Origin of the sequence: Psychrobacter fjordensis (genome assembly GCF_904845995.1) — a bacterium.
Classification (GTDB): Bacteria; Pseudomonadota; Gammaproteobacteria; order Pseudomonadales; family Moraxellaceae; genus Psychrobacter; species Psychrobacter fjordensis.
Genome location: NZ_CAJGYP010000002.1, coordinates 890,585 through 914,637 on the forward strand (window position 1 = coordinate 890,585; position 24,053 = coordinate 914,637).

Genomic DNA, 24,053 nt, shown 5'->3' on the forward strand with positions numbered 1-24,053 from the left:
ACCTATCTTTTGAGCGAATAAGATGAAACAGGCGAATAAAAAAGATGAGGCAAATATTAAGCGATGGCGACAGGTTGCCCAGTGATAGGATGACTGAGCAATTGCATATCGACATTGAAGATATTGTGTAATATGTCTGGTTGCATGGTGCTTTGGATATCACCGTTGTGGCACACTTGGCCGTTTTTCAGTGCGATAACTCGATCAGCATACTGCGCGGCCAGATTGATATCATGGACAATAATGATCACACTCAAGCCCTGCTCATCCACCAAACGACGAATCAGTTGAATCACTTCAAGCTGATAATGCATATCAAGTGCTGCCAAAGGCTCATCTAATAGCAAGTATCGAGTGTCTTGCGCCAGGCACATCGCCAGCCAAACACGCGCCCGCTCCCCGCCTGATAATGTGGCCGTAATACGGTCAGCGAACGCCTCAACTTGTGTGGTACGCATCGCTTCTGCGACTTTATCTTTGTCTATCTGAGTGGGTTTTTGTAGCCATTTTTGGTGCGGGTAACGCCCCAGCATGACCAGCTCACGTACCGTAAACCCAGCAGCCTCAGGCAGTTGCTGCGGCAAATATGTCATTTGTCGTGCCAGCTCCTTGCTACTGTAGCTACTCATAGGACGATCATCTAAGCTGACGCTACCGCCATTACTTATCATCTCGCCTGCCAACGCTTTGATCAAAGTTGACTTGCCAGAGCCATTATGTCCCACCAAAGCAACCAATTGATTGGTATCAATCTCACAGCTCACATTGTCTAGCAAGGTGTTTCCTTGACGACTGATAGTCAGTTGGTTTGCACGTAACATAGCGATACTCGTCATTAATTTAAGTCGTGGTATTTATATTGGAAAGCCAATAAAAACCGATTTTACTCGTAAACCGTAATAAAAACAATTATCATTAAGATAAAATACAACTCTCTTAATCTTTCATGCACAATTGTTCGTGAGTACATATATGACCTATTCTATTTCATCTGCTAAAAATGAGCCTGATATTCAATCGAACGTTTACACTCCTCTAGATATCCCAGAACTTGCCCATACCATTGCTCATATCAATGAAGAGCATTTCGACGAGTTACTCGGATTTTTGAAGGCGTTTACTTCCCTGACGACCGATGAGATGGATAACGCAGATATACAGTTGACTGATATTTATGCTGAAGGTATCGCGTTACGAGTACAGCCGAACGATTCAGCGCATCCGCGCGCAAATGCTCAAAATACAGCCGCTCAAGATCATGATTTTTTTATCCCCTTTACCGCGCCTATCACACAGCTTAGCGAACTACAGACGCAATACATTTTGCTTAAACAACGCGCAGATAAAAAATTCGGCAAAAAAACCATCAAATTGACCGAGCAAAAATTCATCGTACAAGACAGCTATCAGGTCAGCGAAAACATGCTGCGTCTGGTCTTAACGGCACCAGAAACCAATACCTCTAATCCGGTACCCGTTAATGAAGCAGGTTATGCGTACTTATTTGATTTAGAGCATAACGTCACTGATGAGCATGATCGCCCTTCGCGCTCTCATTGCTATTACACATTAAGAAAAGCATGGTCAACCTCGGACGGTATGCAGGCATGGGTTGATGTGTTCCTACACGGAGATACCTCTGGCGGCAATTGGGCGAGCTCATTGCAAGCAGGTGATAGCGTGATCAGTAAGCGCGAGTTTCCAGAGAAAGTTGAGCATCTGCATGAAGGCCAAGCGCTGCTAGTAGCAGATGAGACTTCGATGCCGACCGTAGCACGCTTACTGGAGCTGTGGGACAATCCTCTACCACCACTTATCCTCTGTGTTACTCAAGATGAAAAAGATCAGGCTTATTTTAATGACGTCAAAATAAACACTGATAACATGAGCAGTGACATAGAAAGCAATACAGATAATAAATTTATAGTACTGCCATTAGTGACAGGTCAGGTAAATTCAGGAAAAGAGCTAGCCACATTGATAGACAATACGGTGGGCGACTATCTAGCCACGCATCCGCTAAAAATTGATAAGGTCTGGGGAGCGCTTGAAGCAGGTGCCGCAAAATCACTGCGTCGGTTACTCAAACAAAGACTCACATTAGAGCGCGCTGATGCGGTCGTTAAAGTCTATTGGCGTCAGGACTGAAGCAGGCTTAAAGCCTAATATAATAAAAGCTAAGACAGTAAAAGCTGAGTCTATATGAATGATGCTGAGCAGATGAGAGATACACAAGTTTTGAAGAGATTGGAGTGAGAACATGTTCTGGGGTCTACCCTAATAATGGACTATATAGTCACTGACACAAAGCAATCCTTCAAAGCATGGAACAAAGCCAGTATCATATGGTGCATTCAATAATACCGAAAGGAACACAACGTGTCACAAGCTCAGACCACCAGCCCCACTAGCAGTGAAACAACTGGCCTTAGCAAAAAACAGCATTCATCGTTAAAGGTATTAACCGTTGTCGGCTATCTAGAAGGCACTTCTTTCTTATTGTTAATGGGTATTGCCATGCCACTTAAATATATGATGGGCATGCCCGAAGCGGTAAAATATATCGGTATGGCACACGGCATATTATTTATCGCTTATATCCTTGTCCTACTAATTACTGTCGGTAGAATAAAAATGCCACTCTGGGCCATGCCTGCAGGCGTCCTTGGATCATTTTTACCCTTTGGACCATTTGTATTCGATCATTTTTTGAAAAAAACCTTGAACAAAAATGCAGAAAAGTAAGCGTAAAAACATCTTTCTAGTATAGATAAACAAGATACCCCAATGCGTCTCATAAAAGACGTATCGGGGTATTTTTTTGCCATTTTATCAATACCACCTTCAATATTTTATTCCTTGTAATGAGTAAGGTAATTACCGTAGAATAGCATTCCTTATAAGTCTTGTTAATTTTTCTTTTTTGATTGTATCAGTGATAAGGCTATCGATTAAATTAAGAATATGCCCTAGTGCAATGAACATACTATGACGCTAAAACAACCCAATAATGCGCGGCGATATTCACTATTATCACCAGCAATGATGTGGACAGGCATGCTACTGGCATGTCTTGCATGGCTGCTGCACACTACTCCATTATTGACGCCTTTATGGAGTGACAACGCCAGTCTGGGTCATGGCATTTGTATTGAGCTTGCGCCTGTCGTATCAGCCTCTCATGATCATAGCATGCACTCGCAGCATCATTCTGAAGCAGCAATATCTGTACATGCAGAGCCAGCCTCACATTCTGAGCACAACGCGCAACAACATAATAGCTGTGACATCTGTACATCCATGTCAGCAGTTATCACTCCGCTTATCATCAAATCACCTGAATTCAATCTCATTGAGCTAACTACTATTGTAGCGATGATAACACCTACGATAGAGGTCTATTATGCAACTGGCTTCTTACGACCATTCTCCCGTGCCCCTCCCTTTATCCTGATTGCTTAATCAGTCACTACCAATAATATTGACAGCTGATTTAACAGTTGGTAACCCGCTCAACGATAAAACGTTGAGAGCATAACTGACGACCGTATATAGCGTCGTACAGCGAGCTATTATCATTATTAATGCGCTGCCTGACCGTGACTGATCACCAAAAATACAATCCTCTTATCATGTGTTTTTTAAAGTTTTCAGGAAAAGAATATGTTACAACCATTAAAAAGTACGACCCCTGCTCTAAAGCTTAGCGTGTTGGCAATGGCTTTGTTTCAAATCAGTAATGCCTATGCCCACAATGGAGAGGATCACTCTAATACTGACGATATTCCAATGGCCTACCTGCCCACTATTACAGTAATGGCAACCGCATCAGATGCCAGTAACCTTGGTACATCTGCGACGCTTAATAAAAATGATATCGACAACAAACAGGTAGCAACCAGTGATACTGCAACCATATTGACCAAAATTCCAGGCATAAATGTGCAGAGTGCTGGTGGCATCTCAAACTTGCCCGTCATTAGAGGACTGGCTGATAATCGTCTGCGCATTTTAGTGGACGGTGTTGACTCCATCGCTTCTTGCCCAAACAGTATGAACTCACCGCTATCCTACATATCGCCTAGCGCCGTGGAAGAAACCACAGTCTATGCAGGCGTCACGCCCGTGAGTGTCGGTGGTAACAGTATTGGCGGCACCATCGTAGTAGAATCAGCAGAGCCAACGTTTTCAGAAGACAGTACCGTTGTGACGTCAGGCGAGGTTGGCACATTCTATCGAAGTAATGGTAATGGCTACGGTGCCAACATTGAAACCACTATCGCTAACGATACTTTAAGCCTCAGTTATAAAGGCAGCTACGCCAAATCAGACAATTACGACGCTGGTGGTGACTTTAAGTCTTACACAGATGCGAGTGGCGACGGCAAAGAACTCTCCAAAGATGAAGTTGGTTCGACTGCCTTTGAAAGCCAGACTCAGTCTGTCAATGTGGCTTATCAAAATGGCGATCATCTGTTGCAAGGTACCTATCTTTGGCAACGTGTGCCAGAAGAGCTTTACCCAAACCAGCGTATGGACATGCTCGACAACCAGCTCGACCGCATCAATCTACGATACAAAGGCCATTTAAGCTGGGGACAATTAGAAGCACAGGCGTATCATGAAGACGTCGAACACTATATGAACTTTGGTGAAGACAAACAGTTCTTGTACGGTACGGCTCCTGGTATGCCTATGTATACCAACAGTGAAACCATCGGTGCTAACCTCAAAGGCATTATCGATTTGACTAACCAAGGCACTGTGACCGTAGGCGCTGAGTATCAAGACTACACCCTCGATGACTTATGGCCAGCCTCTGGTACTGGCATGATGGGGCCTGGTGAGTTCCAAAATATCAATAATGGCGAACGCGAACGTATCGGTGTCTATGGCGAGTGGGAAAAACAGATAGCACCAAAGTGGACCACACAGCTGGGTGCTCGTTACGAAAACGTGCGTACCAGTGCTGACGAAGTCAGCGGCTATAATATGATGGCCAATCAAGCCCGAGATAGTGCTGCTTTCAACGCAAGCGACCGTAGCACAATTGACAACAATATTGACGCCACTGCCATTGCACGCTACGACATCGACACTCAGCGATCAATAGAGATAGGAGTCGCACACAAAGAGCGCACCCCTAGCCTATACGAGCGCTATATATGGTCGACATGGGGCATGGCATCGATTATGAACAATACCGTGGGTGATGGTAACGGCTATTTCGGTGATCCTGATCTGAGTCTAGAAAAATCTAACACGCTATCTCTAACATTCGATTGGCGCGGCGCTGATGACGACTGGGGCGTCAAAGCAACGCCTTATTACTCACACATCGATGATTATGTTGATGCCATACAATGGGATTCAGCAACCAATACCGCCGCAACTACCCAAACCAGCGACCAGTATAACGTGATGCGTTATACCAACCAAGATGCAAGAATATATGGCTTAGATATCACAGCAGACCGTGACTTGGCATCTAATGCTTGGGGTGATTGGGAACTTACAGGCTCATTGAGCTATACCAATGGCAAAAATAAAGACACAGGCTCCCACCTATACAACATCATGCCACTCAATGCTAGCATTGCGCTCAATCACGAAAACAATAACTGGAGGAACCAAGTCGAAGTGGTTGCCGTCGCTGCTAAAAACAAGGTGTCGACACCGCGTAATGAGATTAAAACAGCTGGCTACGGTTTGTTAAACCTGAGCACTGGTTATCAGTGGGATGCGATTAGCGTTGAGGCCGGTATTGATAATATATTGGATAAGAACTACGCATTACCACTAGGCGGTGCGTATATGGGTCAAGGCAGTACCATGGGTATCAATAACGAGCTAACCACAGGCTCTAACTGGGGCACGGCCGTTCCCGGTGCAGGTCGCTCATTTTACATGGGTATCAACTATAAATTCTAATCGGTACTAAAGTCTAGGGTGTGTCTTCATTTTCCGAGTGAATTGAAGACACGCCCTAGTATTAACAGCTGTCCTAAATATTGTTTGGGACAGCTTTATAGTAAGAATAGCATCAGAGCAATAGTGAGCAGATAACACCTAATGGCTCTTTATTCGACTAATAGTCAGCCCTGTAAAGCCAAAGAGCAGCGTCAATAGCAAAGACAAATAACAGAAAAACGCATAAGGCAGATAATCCAACACCGGCACCCCTAGCGCCTGACTGATAAATACCCCGCACACACTCCAAGGCACCAACGGATTAATCACCGTCCCCGCATCCTCAATCGTACGAGACAAATTCTTTGGATGTAAGTTCAAGCGCTCAAACGTCGAACGAAAAGCCGTCCCTGACAATAGAATACTTAAATACTGCTCACCGATCAGCACATTAATACTCAGTGCTGACATCGCCGCCGCAAAGATCGCCCGTCCTGACGTCGTCAACGTGTCTTTGATACCAGATAGCAATGCTGGTAACACACCCAATGCCGTGAGCAACCCGCCGAGACTCAGTGCCAATATCACAATCGCCTGCGTAAAGAACATACTTTGTACACCGCCGCGCGATAGCATTCCCCCTACTTCACCTAGCTCTAATGACTCAGCCGGTGCATACCCTGCAAACAGGTAACCACCCAATTGTCCAAAGCTTGGACTACTATGTATATAAGTGATAATAAGCGCCACAGCAATGGTGCAGATAATCGTATAGATGGCATTGACTCGAAAGACCGCCAGTCCGACCAACACCACAAACGGCAATACCGCATAATTCTGCACCAAGCCGCTATCAATCAACTGCCCTTGTAGGATAGTCACTTGGCTCAGATCCGCACTGGTCGTCTGCCCTGAGAACATCCAAAACAGTATCACTGTCAGTATCCATGCAGGCACTGTCGTATACATCATATTGCGAATGTGTTCAAACAGATCGATACCGACAACAGAGGATGCAATAGTACAGGTATCAGACAAAGGGGACATCTTATCGCCGAAGAACGCTCCTGAGACGACGGCACCAGCCGCTATCGCTACATTGGCATCAAAGGCATTACTCATCCCGATAAACGCCACACCAAGCGTTGCCGCTGTGGTTAGACTACTACCCAGGGCAATACCAATAATGGAAGTAAGTACAAAGGCAGAAATATAATAATACTCTGGTGAGATAAGCTGAAAGCCGAAGTACATAAGAGTAGGTATGGCACCAGACATCATGAGAGCGGCGACCATCAGACCAATAAAGAAGAAGAGGTAGATGGCACCGATACCACGCATGATGCCCGAGGCCATTTGTGCTTGCATGTCATCAAAGCTCAGTCCTTTAAAGACGCCAATGCCTAGTAGGACACAGATGGCGAGTATCAATGAGAGATGCGGCACCCAGCCAAAGCCGATCATGGTAACACCCATGATGGCGATGACGATGGCTGATATGATGAAGGCTTGCTGAGGGGAGATATAGGTGAGAATTCTTGGAGGCATCACACATCCTTATGTTGCCAGTTAAATTTAGTTTTCGAATTGACGAGTCGTTTTACGCTTGATCTAGCAAGCGATCGGTCTTAGCCGCCATGAAAAAATCATTGCGATGTAGACCTTTGATACTATGCGACCACCAAGTGACGGTCACCTTGCCCCACTCTACCAGCATGCCCGGATGATGCCCCTCTGCTTCTGCAATGTCTGCCAACTGATTGGCAAATGCCATTGCCGTGACGAAGTTCTTGAATTTATATTGACGTTGTAATTGCTTGATACCATCCACTTCAATCAACGACCAATCAGGAATCTGCTGTAACAGCTCACGCGCCTCAGCATCATCAACTTTCGGTGCGCCGATACGGCAGGCTTCGCAGCTGTCTTGTGATAATGTCGTCATTATTATGTCCTTTTATATTCGTTGATAGATAAATGTACGTCCATGTTGACGCTTATACTTCACTACTGCATGTTATATCGTATAACTTGGCTCAAATAGCCCCATTGACATGGCCTTTTTGACCACCCCCATGATATCGCTATCGACGATGTCAAATAACGTATCCAAATCATCAATCACATAGTAAATCGGCTGGATATGATCGATACGATAAGGGGTACGGAGCACATCGAGTAAATCAAACGCACGATGCTCTGGTTGGCGCTCTACTTGATGTAGGCTTTCACCTTGCTGATCAGAATGCTCTTTGAGCGCATAGACTGTTTCAGACGGTGAGCTTAAAATGCCGCCGCCATAGATTCTACGATTTTCCACGCGACTGCCAACCAATCCAAACTCGATGGTGAACCAATAGAGCCGTGCCAAAAACCATCTTTCTTCTTTCGTTGCACTAAGCCCCAGCTTGCCATACGTTTCGTTGAACATCGCAAACGCAGGATGGGTCAACAGTGGGCAATGTCCGACGATTTCATGAAAGATATCAGGCTCTTCGATATAGTCCATGTCATCGAATCGACGGATAAAGGTTGCGACCGGAAAAGACTTATTTGCCAATAATTTGAAGAATTTTCCGAAGCTGATGAGCGCAGGCACAGCAGCTGTCTGCCAACCTGTAGTGGCTTGTAATATTTCGTCAATATCATGTAGTTGTGGAATACGTGTGGTCGGTAGGTTTAACTTGTTCAAACCTTCTATATACGCTGAGCAAGCGCGATTGGGTATATGCTGAGCTTGACGCGCTAGCAACGCTTGCCACATGCCATTTTCATCATCACTGTAGTGAATATGACCATTACTATCTGGCTGATGCGATATGTAAGGTTGTTTTTTACCTGTCACGTTATGGTGACTAGACACATCGTCGCTTTGCTTATTAGTCGCAAAGCTATTGGTACCGATGGCTGTATTGAGAGAGTCTATATGTGATAGGCGTTCCATGCCTGCATTCCTTTTATCGCAATCCGTACGTTACCTTTGCACTCGTGACATTTATACTCGTGCTTTTAAGTAACGTACCTATTGAAGAGTACATGAGGACAAGCCAAACTCCTTTTGTCTTGTCCAGTTGTTAAATTTTTTGAGTGTAGAGTGATTTTATGGTGTTTCAGTCTCTGGCTGACCAACCGTGCCGCGACGTACTTGATCGCGTTCTATCGACTCAAACAATGCCTTAAAATTACCTTCACCAAACCCATCTGCATAATCGCCTTTACGTTGGATAAACTCGAAAAACACTGGGCTACCCAAGATGGTTTCAGAGAAAATCTGGAGTAGTAGACGCGGTGCACCGCCTTCCGTTGTACCGTCTAATAAGATACCGCGCATTTGCAATTCAGCCACATTTTCGCCATGGTTTGGTAAGCGCTCGCTCAGCATGTCATAGTAAGCAGCGTTTGGTGCGGTCATGAGCGGAATACCAGCCGCTTTTAGCTTATCGATACTGGCAAACAAATCATCGCTGGCCAGAGCAATGTGCTGAATACCTTCGCCATTGAAATGCATCAAGTATTCTTCGATCTGTCCACCGCCCTGCTTGGCTTCTTCATTTAGCGGAATACGGATTTTGCCATCAGGCGCCGTCATGGCTTTACTGGTCAGCCCTGTGTATTCACCTTTGATATCAAAATAGCGAATCTCACGGAAATTAAAGATGCGCTCATAAAAGTTGGCCCAATAAGCCATACGACCACGGTAAACGTTGTGGGTTAAATGATCGATGACTTTGAAGCCATGTCCGACAGGACGTCTATCGATGTCTGCAAAAAACTCAAAGTCGACGTCATAGATAGACTCACCATCTTTATAACGGTCAATCAAATAGATCAGTGAGCCGCCGATGCCCTTAATTGCGGGCAGTCTCAGCTCCATCACGCCAGTTGGCACCTCTACTGGTTGCGCGCCCATCTCAATAGCACGCTCGTAGGCTTTTTTGGAATCTTGTACTCGAAAGCCCATGCTACAAGCACCAGCGCCGTGCTCTTCAACGAAGTAACTGGCTTGGCTTTTTGGCTCACGGTTTAGGATAAGGTTGATGTCACCTTGACGGTAGAGTGCCACATCTTTTGAACGGTGATTGGCGACATGGGCAAAGCCAAGCTGTTTAAATAATGCATCGACAGCGTCTGGTTTAGGCGAGGCGAATTCAACAAAATCAAACCCATTTAGTCCCATTGGGTTTTCAAATAAATCTGCCATTGTAATCATCCTTAATTTCAATTGGTGGTAAAAAGTCGGTTAGTAGTAAAAGTCCATAAAACGATTGGTAATCAATCTTTATTGTTGACGTTGTATTTATATTAGATTAGCTTTATTTATAAGACTAATTGTTTTTTATGATTTATTTATCAGGTTTACTTATGAATATCAGCATTCGCCAATTGACCGCATTTATCCAAGTCGCTGATAATGGCAGTTTCACTCGTGCCAGCGATCAGATGCATTTGACCCAATCTGCCGTTAGTGGTTTGATTAAAGAATTGGAATCTAGTCTGGGTATCGTGTTATTCGACCGTACGACCCGCCAGCTATCTCTGTCCGCAGTCGGACGGCATCTATTGCCACAAGCACGGCGCATCTTGAATGAGATGCAACTGTTTGAAAATGAAGCGAGTAGCTTGACTAGCTTAGCGCAAGGTCAAGTGCGACTGGCCGTTTCCCAGTTCGCAGCTTCCTCTATGCCAGCAGTCATCGCTCAGTTTGCCAAAAAGCATCCCGAGATTAGCGTGTCGTTGGTGGATTGCTCTGCAGAGAACTTACTGAGACATATCCAAGATATCGAAGTAGATTTAGGAGTCGGTACCGAGCTTGACTTTACGGAGACGGAGGATGACATCAGGGCAGATTTGTTATATCAGTTGCCATTTTGCGTGGTCATGCCAGATAGCCATGCATTGGCACAAAAAACTGAGATTACATGGCAGGATTTGTTAGACATTCCACTCATCACACTGCAAGGGCCATTTATAGAACAAGTGACCGCAGAACTGGATGAGCGTATCACCACTCATATTCAGCAAGCGCGCTATAAAGTCAATTTTATGTCTACGGCGCTTGAGATGACCCGTCAAGGATTTGGTATTACGCTGTGCCTGCCCTACATGCCCGAAGTTATCGACTGGGTAAGTGCCAACGGGTTACAGATGCGGCCACTGGCACAGCCTGTTAGAATGCGTCAGTTCTTTATCTATCAACGGGCGTCTCGTGCTTTGTCACCAGCGACCATCGCGTTTAAGATGTTTTTACAAACGTATTTTTCGAGCCACTTTAACGATTTACAGCGTATTTGAGTATTATTGTTGGGCGACTCAGAAAATGAGCAAGGTAAAGCAAATGATAAGATGACGCAGATAATATCGAAACGCTAACTGGCTATTTGATGCTGTTTGGCAAGATTTGATCATTTTTAACCCATTTAGCTGGCCATTGATTGAGTTGAGGGCATTCCTTCGTTAATTATTTTATAAATTCACCAGAATAACTGAATCTGATATTGAGTTAACGGCCGATTTGCTCTATTCTTTTTAACGCCTCAATTTATATCTCTTGTAAGGAAAAAAAATGTTTGAACGTATCGATTATTATGCGGGTGATCCAATCCTAGGATTGATGGACAAGTTTGCAGCAGACAACAACCCAGATAAAGTAAATTTAGGCGTGGGCGTCTATTATGATGAGGATGGCAAATTGCCAGTACTCGAGTGTGTAAAAATCGCTGAGCAGCGTATTGCAGACCCAGTATCTCCTCGTCCATACTTACCGATGGCTGGCTTACCAGGACACCGTAAAGGCTGTCAGGAATTGCTGTTTGGTAAAGACGCTCAAATCTTAAAAGACGATTTGGTTGCGACCACCGCGACTATCGGCGGTTCTGGTGCGTTGAAAGTAGGCGCAGAGTTCATGCATGACTGGTTCCCACAAGCCAAGTGCTACGTGAGTGATCCAACGTGGGGCAACCACATTGCTATCTTTGAAGGCTCTGATGTTGAAGTCGGTAAATATCCGTACTACGACAAAACAACCAGTAGCATCAAATTTGACGAGATGATTGCGTTTTTTGAGACATTGAACAAGAACGACGTCATTTTGTTACACCCTTGCTGCCACAACCCAACCGGTATGGACTTGACCCGTGAGCAGTGGGATACCGTGCTAAACGTCATCCAAGCTCGTGAATTGATTCCATTTATGGACATTGCTTACCAAGGTTTTGGCGAAGACATGGACAGCGATGCTTACGCTATCCGTAAAGCCGTAGATATGGGTCTGCCACTGTTTGTGAGCAACTCATTCTCTAAAAACTTATCGCTATACGGCGAGCGTGTCGGCGGTCTATCTGTCGTTTGCCCAACAGCAGATGAAGCCAAACGCGTCTTCGGTCAGCTAAATGCGACTGTGCGCCGCATCTACTCAAGCCCACCATCACATGGTGGCCGTGTCGTCGATATCGTGATGAACGACGAAGTGTTACATGAGCAATGGGTTGGTGAAGTTTACGCGATGCGTGACCGTATCAAATCTATGCGTACCAAGCTAAAATCAGTATTAGAAGCTAAAATTCCTGGTCGTAGCTTTGATTACTTGACCGATCAAAACGGTATGTTCAGCTTTACTGGCCTCACTCCTGAGCAAGTCGAACAGCTACAAACCAAGTTTGGTATCTACATGGTATCTAACTCGCGTATGTGTGTTGCGGGCTTGAACAGCAGCAATATCGATTATGTTGCCAATGCAATGGTTGACGTCTTAAAAGACTGATTTAATCACGCGTTAAAAACGTAACTTAGTAAAGAACAGATACCAATAAAAAGGCTGAGCGATTGCTCAGCCTTTTTTTGTGTGCAGTATTTAGGGCATGCCCTAGTCAAAACCATGTAGTCAAAACAACGGTAATAACTTTTCAAAGAAGCTTTTTACGGAAGACATTGCACAAAAAACTTGCAATCGATATGTCAATAAATTACATTATACGTAAGTAGTTAATTATAACGTAATTAATAATTTATATTAGCAAGGAGCAAACCATGTCAACGATTGACAGTACCCTCACCTCATTTATCAATATCGCCGCTGATTCTGACTTTTCAATCTACAATCTCCCTTACGGTATTTTTAGCGATACCAAAGACGCTGCTGGTAATAACAAGCGCCGTGCAGGCATTGCCATCGGTGAGCACGTACTGGATCTATCTGTGCTAGAGACAGAAGGGTTATTAAGTTTAGATGGTGGCCCATACTTTGATCAATCCACTCTGAATGCTTTTATTGATTCTGGTCGAGACAACTGGTCGCAGGCACGTACGACCATTCAAACGCTACTGTCTAGCGACAATGACACCTTACGTGACAATGCAGACTTACAGAAAAAGGCGCTGTTTAAGCAAGCAGAAGTCACCATGCACCTCCCTGTTCGAGTGCCCGGATTTACTGATTTTTACTCTTCTAAAGAGCACGCGACCAACGTCGGCACCATGTTCCGTGACCCAAACAACGCCCTGCTACCTAACTGGACCGAAATGCCAGTTGGTTATAACGGACGCGCCAGCACTGTCATCGTTAGCGGGACGGATATCGTACGCCCATCCGGCCAGCTAAAGCCTAGCCCTGACGACCGCCCTATTTTCTCTGCCTGTAAGCGTCTTGATTTTGAGTTAGAGACCGCATTTGTCGTTGGTAAAGGCAATCATATCGGTCAACCAATTGCGGTGGATGAAGCCTCTGATTATATCTTTGGCATGGTGCTGCTCAACGACTGGTCAGCCCGAGATATCCAAAAGTGGGAATATGTGCCATTAGGTCCATTCAATGCCAAAACCTTTGCGTCTGAGGTGTCTCCTTGGATTGTCACGATGGATGCATTGGCACCGTTTAAAACAGCTTGTCCAGCACAAGAACCCAAGCCCCTTGCTTATTTAAATGAAAAATCGAGCGATAGCAGCTTTGACATCAATCTGTCCGTTGAGCTACTACCTAAAGATGCAGAAACAGCGACCGTCATTTGCGAGACCAATTTTAAATATATGTATTGGTCAATGGCACAGCAGCTCACCCACCACACCATCACAGGCTGTAAAGTGGAAGTCGGTGACATGATGGGCTCAGGTACTATTTCAGGGCCAACGCCTGACTCTTATGGCTCGATGCTAGAAATTGCTTGGAACGCTACCAAACCAGTCACGCTAAAAGGCGGCGAGACACGCAGCTTTATCGAAGATGGTGACACGGTCATTATGAAAGGCTATAGCGAAAAAGATGGCATTCGTGTTGGCTTTGGTGAAGTTCGCGGCAAAGTATTACCAGCGCTTAGCTTTGATTTTGATAAATAACAACCGTATATAAAAAAGGCGTAAAAGTAGATTCAAACTGTCAGAAAATAATGACATACCGTCTATCAGCACTGGCAGTTTGTCTATCGATATTAACGATACGCCCTATCAAAAGGAGTTTGATATGAGCTTTACCATTGAAAAAATTCATCATGTGGCTTATCGCTGCAAAGATGCCAAAGAAACCGTTGAATGGTATCAACAGCATTTGAATATGGATTTCATCTTAGCATTCGCAGAAGACCATGTGCCTTCAACCAAAGCCTTTGACCCTTATATGCATGTCTTCTTGAATGCTGGTAGTGGCAATGTATTGGCTTTCTTTGAAGTACCCAATCAACCTGAGATGGGCTTTGATCCAAACACCCCAAATTGGGTGCAGCATTTGGCGCTAAAGGTTAAGGACCGTGATGAGCTGCTAGTTGCCAAAGCGCATTTAGAACAAGGTGGCATTGACGTCATTGGCGTGACCAATCACGGTATCTTTCACTCGATTTACTTCTTTGATCCCAATGGGCATCGCCTCGAGCTGACCTATGATGACCCAACCTCAGAAGACAAAGTCTCGATGATTACAGACGCCATCAAGCAAGACATGCTAGATGAGTGGTCTCGTACCAAACGCGCGCCAGCACATACGCAGTTTTTGCACAGTGAAGAGTTGGCTGAAGCAAGAGAAATCGCGCCCGTCGGTGAGTAACTGCCCTATCATTCTGTTTGCTAGCTTTTTTCATATGACTGATTAATTATCGCTTTACGAAAAAGCAAAAGCGGCCAGTAACGCCTGTATGGTTTAGAGAACGAACATTATTAGATGATGTTCGAAAATAAATTTCTCGATGCGATAGCCGTTTAGCTTATAGCACAAAATACTGGCTACGCTAGTTGATAACGCTGTGCTATCGCTAATATTTGTTCGACCACATGATGTTGCTCGCTCATCGGTAACTGCTCTGTGGTTCCGATGACCGTAATGGCATACTCTAATGGCAAGCTCTGAGTAGCTGACTCAGCAGTAACCGTAGGCTGACTGGCGATATCACCTGTCAGCTGAGGTACTATAATAGGAATGGTAATGGCATTAATACCCATCACCATATCACCCGTGACAGTTGCATAGCCATGGGTACGAATTTTGGCTTGTAGCTGGGTAAAATTTTGCCACTGCTCTACTTTAATGGTTTTATTGCTTGCATGCCATTCAGCCATAACCAATGGTTGGATAATCTCATCAGATTGATAACTAGCAAACAGCTGACCTGTCGCCGACGTCGTCAGTGGCATACGTGAACCAATGCGAGTAATGATACTGATTGGACTGTCTGGCTCAACAGACTGAATAATGATGGGGCCTTCGCTGAACCATTTGGCAATTTGCACCCCGCAGTTGAGGATATCTTTTATCTCATTGGCTGCATGAGTCAGTCTCTCCAAGATGTTATTTGAACTGACCCCGTTATGACTAAGTGCATTGACTCGAATGCCTAAACCATAGCGCCCATCATTTAGCTGCCGAGCATAATTTTTGCGGATGAGGCTAACCATATACCGGTGACACTTTGCCGGATGCATTTGCATGGCTTCAGCGATGTCCTTTAGCATCATAGGTTCATTGCGGTCGATAAGCACATCTAGTATCGACAGCCCAATCTCAAGTGACTGTACCCCACCTTGGTTTTTATTGGTGGTAGCAGGTTTGTCTATAAGGGTTTCAGCTGCTGGCATGGCTTGCTCGATTAATGATTTGTTAGATTAATTCAAATAAACATCATTGAAATAAAGACTTAATATCAAGATACTTATATTAATTGCATTAAATAAGAATGCTATAACGAATTATAACCGCTTATTTCACTCACAACATACCATAATAAAAGGGAATTCATAATGATGGCACTCTATGGCTACTTTCGTAGTAGCACCTCTTACCGTACTCGTATTGCGATGAACTTAAAGGGCTTGGATTATGACTACATCGCGGTCAACTTGGCGCAAGACGAGCAATTAGAAAGCGCATTTAAATTACTCAATCCACAGGGATTGGTGCCTGTCTTACAAGCCGACGATTTATTACTATATCAGAGCCCAGCTATCTTGGAGTGGTTAGAGGATACTTATCCTGAAAGCCCCCTATTGCCTAAAAATGCGTCTGGACGCATGCAAGTACGTGCCATTAGCGCTATGATTGGCTGTGACATCCATCCCCTTAATAACCGCCGTATCTTACAATATTTACGTAATGAGCTTTCGGTAGACGAGGAAGATGTCATTGCATGGTGCAGTCGCTGGATAACTGAAGGTTTTACCGCTTTGGAAAAAATACTAGCAAAAGATAAAACTCGTGGAAAATTTTGCTACGGTGACAGCCCTACGTTTGCAGACTGCTATCTCATTCCGCAAGTCGCTTCGGCTCGCCGTTTCAAAGTAGAGCTCAGCGCTTATCCCAATATTATAGAAATTGATGCGCATTGCCGCACGCTAAAAGCCTTTGCAGACGCGGAACCTATGCAGCAATCTGATGCACCAAAGTCTCAATAAGTCGCTAAAGATTACTAGCCAATATCGTTACATTCCTTCTAATCATTCATCTTTCAATACAATATGGAATATATGCAAATTATTGATTATATAGTGAGCAACTGTTGGATATTTTTGATAAAATACTTTATATATCAAATATAGAATTAATTAAAATTCATTGATTATAAATAATTACACTGTTTTATCAATTATAAAAGGTTGGGGATAATGGACGATAACACTTCGCTAAACAAGACAGACCTTCTACCTTCTGACGCAGCTACTGAGATTTTTCCATTAGCTGTATCCGCTAGAGAAGACACGGAAGCCGCTAGAAAAATTGCACCGACCGTGGTCAAACAGCTTTCAGAATCCGCCTTGTTTAGAATGGGGTTGCCAAAATCACTGGGAGGATGGGAAGGCAATCCTGTAGAAACCTTAAAAGTATATGAGACATTAGCCAGTGCTGAAGCTTCGGTGGCTTGGATCGTTTGGAATAACCATTTAGCGTGTACGTTTGGCAGGTTTTTAGACGAGTCTAGTATGAAAGAGATATACGGCGACTCCTCCAACGTCTATGCCAACTCAGCACGTCCCGAGGGCGTTGCCACAGTGGTCGATAATGGCTATATGGTATCTGGTCGATGGACACTAGTATCCGGATGTGAATTGGCTGATTGGTTTGTGCTGCGCTGTTTGGTGGTTTCAGAAGGCTCTCCAACCACTTTAGGGCCAGGAGCAAATCTAAAACTGTTTTTTATTCCAAAGACAGAAGTAGAAGTCATTGATACGTGGAATGTTGGCGGATTGAATGGCACAGGCAGTCACGACATAGTCATCAACGATGCCTTTGTAAAAGAAGCTTATGCTGTTGGGTTTGATAGTCCTGTCGCCATCGATAATACTTATAGTCGCCTACCTATTGGTTGTATCAATGCAGCAGGTTGCGCTGCCATGTCTCTAGGTGTATTAAATGCTGCGATGGACGACTTGATTGATATGTGTCTTGAGAGAGTCACGCCTGGTAAGAACCCAGATCTACGCGACCGCGCCACCGTACAAGCTACCATCGCAAAGAGCAAAACCCTATTAGCATCTAAGCGCTTACAGTTACATAGTAGCGTCGAGACATTGTGGAATGAAGCGCAGCAACAGAACATCTTTACCGATGTGCAACTTTCGGATGTCTGGGCGGCATCATGTGAGGCTGCCAGAGAAGCTCGAGCGATGGTATCTGAAATTTATGCGGTGGCTGGCACTGCTTCATTGTATAAACAACATAAAATAGAAAGAGCGCATAGAGACATTCATGCGATTTTACAGCATGGCATCGTGCAGCCTCATTGGATGAATCAAGCAGGCATGGCTTATGTTGGACTAACACCAAATGCTGCGATGTTTAGAGTATAGTCAAACCCATACAAATCCGCTACATTGTCATCCTCGCTAAACATACTAATGTATAGCTTGCACTCGGCTTCCTTGTATCAAAAGTATCGAAATTGTTTGAACTCAACTATATGAATGTGACTTCTATAATAAGTACTAGCGCTTGTACGACGTAAGGTACAAGCGCTTTTTATTGCTTAGAATTTACTGCTTAATAATTGCATAAAACGCCTATTATTTACCCGTAAAAAAGCAAGACATTCGATGTCTTGCTTTTTTATATTTGATTGACAATCATAATTGAACGACCTCTTTAATCAAAATGGAAGCCTGCGCCAATCGCGCCGCCTGCATTGCCCTGAGTATCTGCGGTACCATTTATCTTCATGACCCAACGACCATCATTCGATAATTTGGAGAAACCAACAGCAACCGCGCTTTCTCCATTATACGTACCGACACCACCACTAATCATTGACTTGCCTGCGATATAAGCTTGCGGTAATGAAGACATCGCCATTGCTGCTGAAATACCAGCATTAGCATTCTCTTCGACTTCACCAATTTTATAGCCTAGATCGCTCATATTGTTATTGAGTCTACTATCTAGCGCGCTCAGTTGACTGTAGTTGACCGCATCTGTCGCTTCGACACCATCAGCGACACCTGTTATGCGCTGATTACCAGCATATAGACCTTGAGCAGTCATGCTTGGGCCATCTTGCATGCTGATGCCGCTACTATTGATAACCGTCGTACCCACTGTGACACTATCAACACTGATGTTACCGTTCAAATCAAACTTAATACTACTGCCCTCTGCGGTAGTGGTTATGTTATTACCACCTGTAAAACTCAGGACACTGCCATCTCCGACTGGCTTATTGATATTAGCGCCACTATCTGCACCAAAATTGAGCCCAGCATCAAGCTTGTCCGTGTTGGTTTTAATGTTCGTGGTGGTAGTCATAATATTGCTAGTATTAATAGCGATATCATTTGTATTGGTCGTGATATTACTAGTGTTCGTAGCAATATTAGTTGTATTGGTGGAGATATTGGTTGTGTTAGTAGCAATGTTCGTGGTGTTGACTTGCACATTTTCATTGACTTCAATGGTGCCTTGTCTGATAGAAGCAATCGCACCATCTATATTGCCCTCACCTGTCCCACCGATGTTGCTATTGGTGAACGTACCACTCTCAGAATCATAGACAGTGTCACCACCGATAATGCTGCTGATACCACTCCCTTGTGCATAAAGCTGACTGCCATTGATAGCATCTTGGCTGCCGGCTGTTACCTCACCGTTTTGGACGTTAGTAACTTTGTTATTAGCGGCATCAATGCCACTTTTCGTGATGCTTGGACCACCTGCAATGGTCAACCCATTGTCATTCATAATGGTATCACCAGTGGTTACACTATCTAAGATAATATCTGGGTTTAGATCAAAGCTAATATCATTAGCATTGGTAGGTATTGCTGCATCTTGTAGTCCCGTACTAGCAGCAAAGGCAGTGGCATCATTCACTGATGTTCTAGATACTTTGATATTACCATCTCTACTGTTCAGATCGAGAGCATCTCCTTGTTTGACCATGGTAGCAATATCACCTTGAGCCGTAACTCCCCACCCTTGATCTAAGGCAATAGTCACTTCTTTTAATTGCCCAACATTTACAGCATCTGTATCTAGCACACCTTCCCCAACGTTGCGGATAGTGTTGCCTCCATTGTCTAAGCCATGGCTACTCAATGAGACCTGTGAGACCATTCTACCTAAGCCATTATTAACGAAGGTAAAGCCTGCATCACTCATGATGCTATTACCTACTTGCATACTGCCAGTATCCCCTAGGTCTAGCTGATTATTTAGCTTAACCTGAACACCGGTCTCAGAAGCAATAGTAGTCAGATTGCTATCACCTGTGACATTGATAGTATCACCCAATGCAAATTGCTGATCATTGTCGCTATTACCGTCACCTATTTTGATACCTTTAGCAATTTCATTATTGGTCGTTGTGAGCTGTGCAAAGTTGACGGCATCACTTGGTGCAATTCCTTCAGCGACTTTGATAATTCTATTATTACCATTATCAAGCCCTTCATTGCTAAGCGTAATGGTCTGATTAGGGCCATCAGTGATGGTTATGCCTGCATTATTCAGTACCGTGTTTTCCATTCTCACGCTACCATTTTTGCCAAGCATTACATCTTCAGCCAATCTAACATTGAGATTACCTTCATCATCAGCGATGACACCGATATTGTTCTCAGTTAATTCTGTTGCGCCGCCTTGAATCGTCAATGTCTGACCTAGTTTGCGATTGACGACAACTGCGGTATCATCTCCGGTAAAGCTCAAACCCAAATCAACGGTGCTATTGGTTGCATTTAACTGGCCAACATTGACAGCATCCGTATCTTCCTCACCATCATCTACGTTAGTGATTTTATTACCACCGTTATTCAGACCACTGCTGCTCAATCTAACGGTACTGCCACCAAGGAAGCTGACACCACCCGTGTTTAGCAATGTATCGCCTGTAGTAACGCTAGTGAAAACAACTTCATCTGCTGTCGCCACTTTAATACCACCGTTCTCAGCGGTGAGAACGATGTTATCACCTGTGAGGAAGTTGGCCGTGTTGTCAGTTTGATTAAGCGTTTTTACCTCAGCGCCATCTATTTGAGTAATGACCGTTTGTATGGCACTGTCAGCTTTCACTAAGCTGGCTTTGCTGGATTCACTCAAGTCGACTGCATAGTCGGTCGTATTAGTCGCCGTGTCTTTGTCACCTGCGGTAACTGTGACGGCCGAAGATCCTGCTGAGGTAGTCACGCCATTGGCATTGACTGTGTAGACGTCTTGCCCTGTGACACCATTGGTTGAAAAATCGACACTAGATACGTTGGTTCCTTTGACAACCTTGGTTCTAGCAGCGGCAGATGAGCTGTTGAGCTGACTAATGTTAACGGCGTCGCCTAATGCGCTACCATCCGCTACATTGGTGATTCGATTACCACCATTATTGAGGCCACTGCTGCTCAATCTGACGGTACTGCCACCAAGGAAGCTGATACCAGCTGTGTTTAGCAATGTATCCCCTGTAGTGACGCTAGTGAAAGCAACTTCATTTTTTGTAGCGACCTTAATACCACCATCCTCAGCGGTGAGAACGATATTATCTCCTGTTAGGAAATTGGCGGTATTGTCAGTTTTATTGAGTGTTTTGACATCAGTACTATCTATTTGAGTAATGACATTCTGTATAGCGCTATCTGCCACATTTGATACATCTTCTAATTGACCAAAGTTCACTGCATCAAGAGTAGTTGTACCCGCCTCGACGTTTGTGATTTTCTTATTAGCAGCATCAATACCGCCACTCTTAGTGACACTTGGACCACCAATAATATTGACACCATCACTGGATATAAGAGTTGTAGATAAAGGTGAGGATACTGCAATACCTAAACCACTAACAGTAGTATTAAGCAGTGCATTACCTGTTTTAAGGCCCAGTTTATTAACAGTCGTAACAGGTCCCAGTCCAAAGGGTGAGCTACTACCCATTTTCACGCTACCATAATGACCTAGATCAAGGTTGTTGCTTAGCTCAAACGAGACGTCATTACTGGTTGTGTCTTTAGAGACAGTGATATTGCTGTTTTTACTATTGAAGTCAACTGTATCGCCAGGTCCTACAGTACTTTTAGTAGCGCTATTACCTTGCGCACTGATATCCCAGCCTCTATTGGCTGTTTCTGTAACACCTGCTAGCTGTCTAACATTGACAGCATCCATAGGTTCCTCACCATCATTTACATTGGTGATTCGATTACCACCATTATTAAGGCCATTGCTACTCAACCTGACGGTACTGCCACCAAGGAAGCTAACGCCAGCTGTGTTTAGCAATGTATTACCTGTAGTAACACTATCTAAACCTGTGACGTCTTTTGCCAGTTTAAGAGTCAAAGTATCAGATCCATCATCAACCACACCAATATTATTGCTATTAGACAGCTTTGCACTATCCGTCTCCCCACCTTTTACAATGAGCTGTTCACCGAGTTTACGGTTGATAGGAGTACCAGTATCACCGCCGAAATCCATACCTTTATCAAGTGTGCTGTTGATACCGTTTTGCAGCCCCTTTAGCTGCGCGACATTCACTGCATCACTATTACTAGTGCCCGCTGCAACGTTGACAATCTGACGGTTACCGCCTTCTGACCCAGTACCAACTGATACAGCGCCGAGTGTCACACTTTTTGTCGCAATAATGGCATTTTCATCAATTAATAAAGTTCCTATTGGTACAAACCCAGCGGCTCCACCTGCGACATTAGCAATGGATTTTGATCCCAGTGCCACACCATTTTGGGTAGCAGATTGAGCACCTGCACCAAGAGCCAACGCACCTTTTTCGGTAGCGGAAGATGCCACACCAAATGCGGATGAAGCGGTTTCAGAAGCGCTAGCATGTGTACCTATCGCTGTCGCAAGATGACCTTCTGTACGGGCTTTAACACCGATTGCTATGGAAGCTGCACCACCCGATTCGGTATTTCCAGTATAAGGATCGCTTAGATCCAATAAATCTCGACCAGCATATTCGTTAAATGCGGTATTTACTGTCCCACTATTCAGAGTGGTGTCAGTGATAGTACCATCGAGATTGTATATCGATGCTAGGTTTAGATCGTCTCCACCAATGGCAATAGAAGAGCCACCTCGTGAGACGACATTTGCACCGATAGCAATAGATTGTTCACCACTCGCCATCGTCTGTTGCCCAGATTCCGAGCTACCAATCGCAATGGTTTGACTGCCAGTTGCTTTTGCGTTGCCGCCCATGGCCATGGCGTTATAGCCTGTTGCACCATCATTGTTTAAATTACCGCTAGCGTTTGAATCTACGCTGTAGTATTTGGTTTTATTGGCTGCAACTGTATTGGTCAAGCTGTTTAACTGCGAACCATTCACAGCATCTTTACTCGTTGCTGTAATGTCACCATCATCGACATTTATGATTTTATTATTGCCATTATTTAGCCCACTATGACCAAGCATGACAGTATTGACTAAATTGCTAGCTACTATCTTGACACCAGAATGATCAACCAGCGTATCACCTGTTTTAAGACTACCGTCAGTACCCAAATCGACAGTTTTATCGAGCTTTATCGTGAGTGATTTATCATGCTTGTTAGCCGTGACACTGATATTTTTGGTGTTTGGGCTTCCTATAATTGTTTCACCACCTTGGATGGTCAAAGTCTGATGATAAAAAGGATTGGTATAAATCTCACGTGCTGGATCATCTCCGGCAAAATAGGTGCCTACTGCATTTGCATGCATGCCAAAACCAGCCGCAAGCAGCCCAAGACCTATCGCACTCAAGCGCAAGGTATGAATAGAAGACAGGTTAGATATTGTATTGATGGTAGCATTAGCGTTCACACTAGATTTGGAAGACTTACCACGCCCCTTCGCATACTCACCGACTGCGGTAAAGCAACTTAAGGCTTCATTCCAGATGACTTTATAAATGCGGTTCATGACATGTACTCCCTTACAGAATGGTTAGAATTAAAAACCAAAGACAAGATCCATCTTGTAGAGAGTTGTTATGACGAAATAAAATGATTTATGAGCTTATAGCAATGAGGCCTTTATAGGTTATTGTTTGTGTTAATCATTGAAAAACAAGACATTTTATTTCTTGAAATCTTTATTACTCTCTGTATATATTAGTATTACCGAATATATACAGAGAGACAATGCCGTTTGTCTTGACTTTAATACCGACTGTCTTATATATGTCTAAAAATGAATATAAAGGATAGTATGAGGCTATACGAAATACAATTGTCTACTTTTTTATCTGAAA

At 44.1% G+C, this 24,053-nt stretch carries 17 protein-coding genes; 10 read left to right on the forward strand and 7 right to left on the reverse strand.

The window, feature by feature from the left end; genetic code table 11:
* Positions 1–56: 56 nt before the first annotated feature.
* The gene (locus JMW61_RS12135) at positions 57–821 is read right to left on the reverse strand and encodes an ABC transporter ATP-binding protein (RefSeq protein ID WP_201551616.1); all 765 of its coding nucleotides are present in this window, start codon (positions 819–821) and stop codon (positions 57–59) included.
* A 151-nt stretch (positions 822–972) separates the two neighbouring features.
* On the opposite strand from JMW61_RS12135, the gene JMW61_RS12140 reads away from it, so the two are divergent.
* The 4 genes from JMW61_RS12140 (at position 973) to JMW61_RS12155 (ending at position 5,931) form a co-directional block, all read left to right on the forward strand.
* On the forward strand, positions 973–2,148 hold the full coding sequence (locus JMW61_RS12140; protein ID WP_201551618.1) for a siderophore-interacting protein: 1,176 nt from the start codon (positions 973–975) through the stop codon (positions 2,146–2,148).
* A gap of 231 nt (positions 2,149–2,379) precedes the next feature.
* Complete coding sequence (locus tag JMW61_RS12145) at positions 2,380–2,745, forward strand: DUF3817 domain-containing protein (protein ID WP_201551620.1); 366 nt, start codon at positions 2,380–2,382, stop codon at positions 2,743–2,745.
* Between the two features lie 243 nt (positions 2,746–2,988).
* The gene (locus JMW61_RS12150; protein ID WP_201551621.1) at positions 2,989–3,462 is read left to right on the forward strand and encodes a DUF2946 family protein; all 474 of its coding nucleotides are present in this window, start codon (positions 2,989–2,991) and stop codon (positions 3,460–3,462) included.
* 201 nt (positions 3,463–3,663) lie between these two features.
* Entirely contained in the window at positions 3,664–5,931 is a 2,268-nt protein-coding gene (locus tag JMW61_RS12155) for a TonB-dependent receptor (protein WP_201551623.1), read from the forward strand.
* Between the two features lie 138 nt (positions 5,932–6,069).
* Here the strand turns inward: JMW61_RS12155 and nhaC are convergent, their stop codons facing one another.
* The 4 genes from nhaC to hppD form a co-directional block, all read right to left on the reverse strand.
* Positions 6,070–7,458 (reverse strand): Na+/H+ antiporter NhaC, encoded by a 1,389-nt coding sequence (gene nhaC, locus JMW61_RS12160; RefSeq protein ID WP_201551625.1) that lies wholly within the window; start codon positions 7,456–7,458, stop codon positions 6,070–6,072.
* A 52-nt stretch (positions 7,459–7,510) separates the two neighbouring features.
* Positions 7,511–7,855 (reverse strand): 4a-hydroxytetrahydrobiopterin dehydratase, encoded by a 345-nt coding sequence (locus JMW61_RS12165; protein WP_201551627.1) that lies wholly within the window; start codon positions 7,853–7,855, stop codon positions 7,511–7,513.
* Between the two features lie 72 nt (positions 7,856–7,927).
* Entirely contained in the window at positions 7,928–8,854 is a 927-nt protein-coding gene (phhA, locus tag JMW61_RS12170; protein ID WP_201551629.1) for a phenylalanine 4-monooxygenase, read from the reverse strand.
* Between the two features lie 156 nt (positions 8,855–9,010).
* Positions 9,011–10,111 carry a 4-hydroxyphenylpyruvate dioxygenase gene (hppD, locus tag JMW61_RS12175; protein WP_197216003.1) on the reverse strand — a complete coding sequence of 367 codons (1,101 nt, stop codon included), beginning with the start codon at positions 10,109–10,111 and terminating at the stop codon, positions 9,011–9,013.
* A gap of 161 nt (positions 10,112–10,272) precedes the next feature.
* Here hppD and JMW61_RS12180 point away from each other — a divergent pair, with 161 nt between their 5' ends.
* The 4 genes from JMW61_RS12180 to JMW61_RS12195 all read left to right on the forward strand — a co-directional run bounded on the left by JMW61_RS12180 (position 10,273) and on the right by JMW61_RS12195 (position 14,938).
* Positions 10,273–11,202, forward strand: a complete 930-nt coding sequence (locus tag JMW61_RS12180) for a LysR family transcriptional regulator (RefSeq protein ID WP_201551631.1) — start codon at positions 10,273–10,275, stop codon at positions 11,200–11,202.
* Positions 11,203–11,473: 271 nt separating this feature from the next.
* The gene (locus JMW61_RS12185) at positions 11,474–12,670 is read left to right on the forward strand and encodes an amino acid aminotransferase (protein WP_201551633.1); all 1,197 of its coding nucleotides are present in this window, start codon (positions 11,474–11,476) and stop codon (positions 12,668–12,670) included.
* Between the two features lie 266 nt (positions 12,671–12,936).
* Complete coding sequence (gene fahA, locus JMW61_RS12190) at positions 12,937–14,238, forward strand: fumarylacetoacetase (RefSeq protein WP_201551635.1); 1,302 nt, start codon at positions 12,937–12,939, stop codon at positions 14,236–14,238.
* A gap of 124 nt (positions 14,239–14,362) precedes the next feature.
* Entirely contained in the window at positions 14,363–14,938 is a 576-nt protein-coding gene (locus JMW61_RS12195; RefSeq protein ID WP_201551637.1) for a VOC family protein, read from the forward strand.
* A gap of 176 nt (positions 14,939–15,114) precedes the next feature.
* On the opposite strand, the gene JMW61_RS12200 is transcribed toward JMW61_RS12195, so the two are convergent.
* Positions 15,115–15,963, reverse strand: coding sequence for an IclR family transcriptional regulator (locus JMW61_RS12200; protein ID WP_201551639.1), 849 nt, complete (start codon positions 15,961–15,963; stop codon positions 15,115–15,117).
* Between the two features lie 165 nt (positions 15,964–16,128).
* Here JMW61_RS12200 and maiA point away from each other — a divergent pair, with 165 nt between their 5' ends.
* On the forward strand, positions 16,129–16,776 hold the full coding sequence (maiA, locus tag JMW61_RS12205; RefSeq protein WP_201551945.1) for a maleylacetoacetate isomerase: 648 nt from the start codon (positions 16,129–16,131) through the stop codon (positions 16,774–16,776).
* A gap of 210 nt (positions 16,777–16,986) precedes the next feature.
* Positions 16,987–18,168, forward strand: coding sequence for an acyl-CoA dehydrogenase family protein (locus JMW61_RS12210; RefSeq protein WP_201551640.1), 1,182 nt, complete (start codon positions 16,987–16,989; stop codon positions 18,166–18,168).
* 292 nt (positions 18,169–18,460) lie between these two features.
* Here JMW61_RS12210 and JMW61_RS12215 read toward each other — a convergent pair whose 3' ends face one another.
* A complete protein-coding gene (locus tag JMW61_RS12215; protein ID WP_201551642.1) occupies positions 18,461–23,722 on the reverse strand; it encodes a YadA-like family protein in 5,262 nt (1,753 codons plus the stop codon).
* Between the last annotated feature and the right edge of the window lie 331 nt (positions 23,723–24,053).

Coding starts and splice junctions, on each gene's coding strand:
- JMW61_RS12135 (WP_201551616.1), bottom strand. CDS start 821: ATGTTACGTGCAAACCAACTGACTATCAGTCGTCAAGGAAACACCTTG.
- JMW61_RS12140 (WP_201551618.1), top strand. CDS start 973: ATGACCTATTCTATTTCATCTGCTAAAAATGAGCCTGATATTCAATCG.
- JMW61_RS12150 (WP_201551621.1), top strand. CDS start 2,989: ATGACGCTAAAACAACCCAATAATGCGCGGCGATATTCACTATTATCA.
- JMW61_RS12155 (WP_201551623.1), top strand. CDS start 3,664: ATGTTACAACCATTAAAAAGTACGACCCCTGCTCTAAAGCTTAGCGTG.
- nhaC (WP_201551625.1), bottom strand. CDS start 7,458: ATGCCTCCAAGAATTCTCACCTATATCTCCCCTCAGCAAGCCTTCATC.
- JMW61_RS12165 (WP_201551627.1), bottom strand. CDS start 7,855: ATGACGACATTATCACAAGACAGCTGCGAAGCCTGCCGTATCGGCGCA.
- phhA (WP_201551629.1), bottom strand. CDS start 8,854: ATGGAACGCCTATCACATATAGACTCTCTCAATACAGCCATCGGTACC.
- hppD (WP_197216003.1), bottom strand. CDS start 10,111: ATGGCAGATTTATTTGAAAACCCAATGGGACTAAATGGGTTTGATTTT.
- JMW61_RS12180 (WP_201551631.1), top strand. CDS start 10,273: ATGAATATCAGCATTCGCCAATTGACCGCATTTATCCAAGTCGCTGAT.
- JMW61_RS12185 (WP_201551633.1), top strand. CDS start 11,474: ATGTTTGAACGTATCGATTATTATGCGGGTGATCCAATCCTAGGATTG.
- fahA (WP_201551635.1), top strand. CDS start 12,937: ATGTCAACGATTGACAGTACCCTCACCTCATTTATCAATATCGCCGCT.
- JMW61_RS12195 (WP_201551637.1), top strand. CDS start 14,363: ATGAGCTTTACCATTGAAAAAATTCATCATGTGGCTTATCGCTGCAAA.
- JMW61_RS12200 (WP_201551639.1), bottom strand. CDS start 15,963: ATGCCAGCAGCTGAAACCCTTATAGACAAACCTGCTACCACCAATAAA.
- maiA (WP_201551945.1), top strand. CDS start 16,129: ATGGCACTCTATGGCTACTTTCGTAGTAGCACCTCTTACCGTACTCGT.
- JMW61_RS12210 (WP_201551640.1), top strand. CDS start 16,987: ATGGACGATAACACTTCGCTAAACAAGACAGACCTTCTACCTTCTGAC.
- JMW61_RS12215 (WP_201551642.1), bottom strand. CDS start 23,722: ATGAACCGCATTTATAAAGTCATCTGGAATGAAGCCTTAAGTTGCTTT.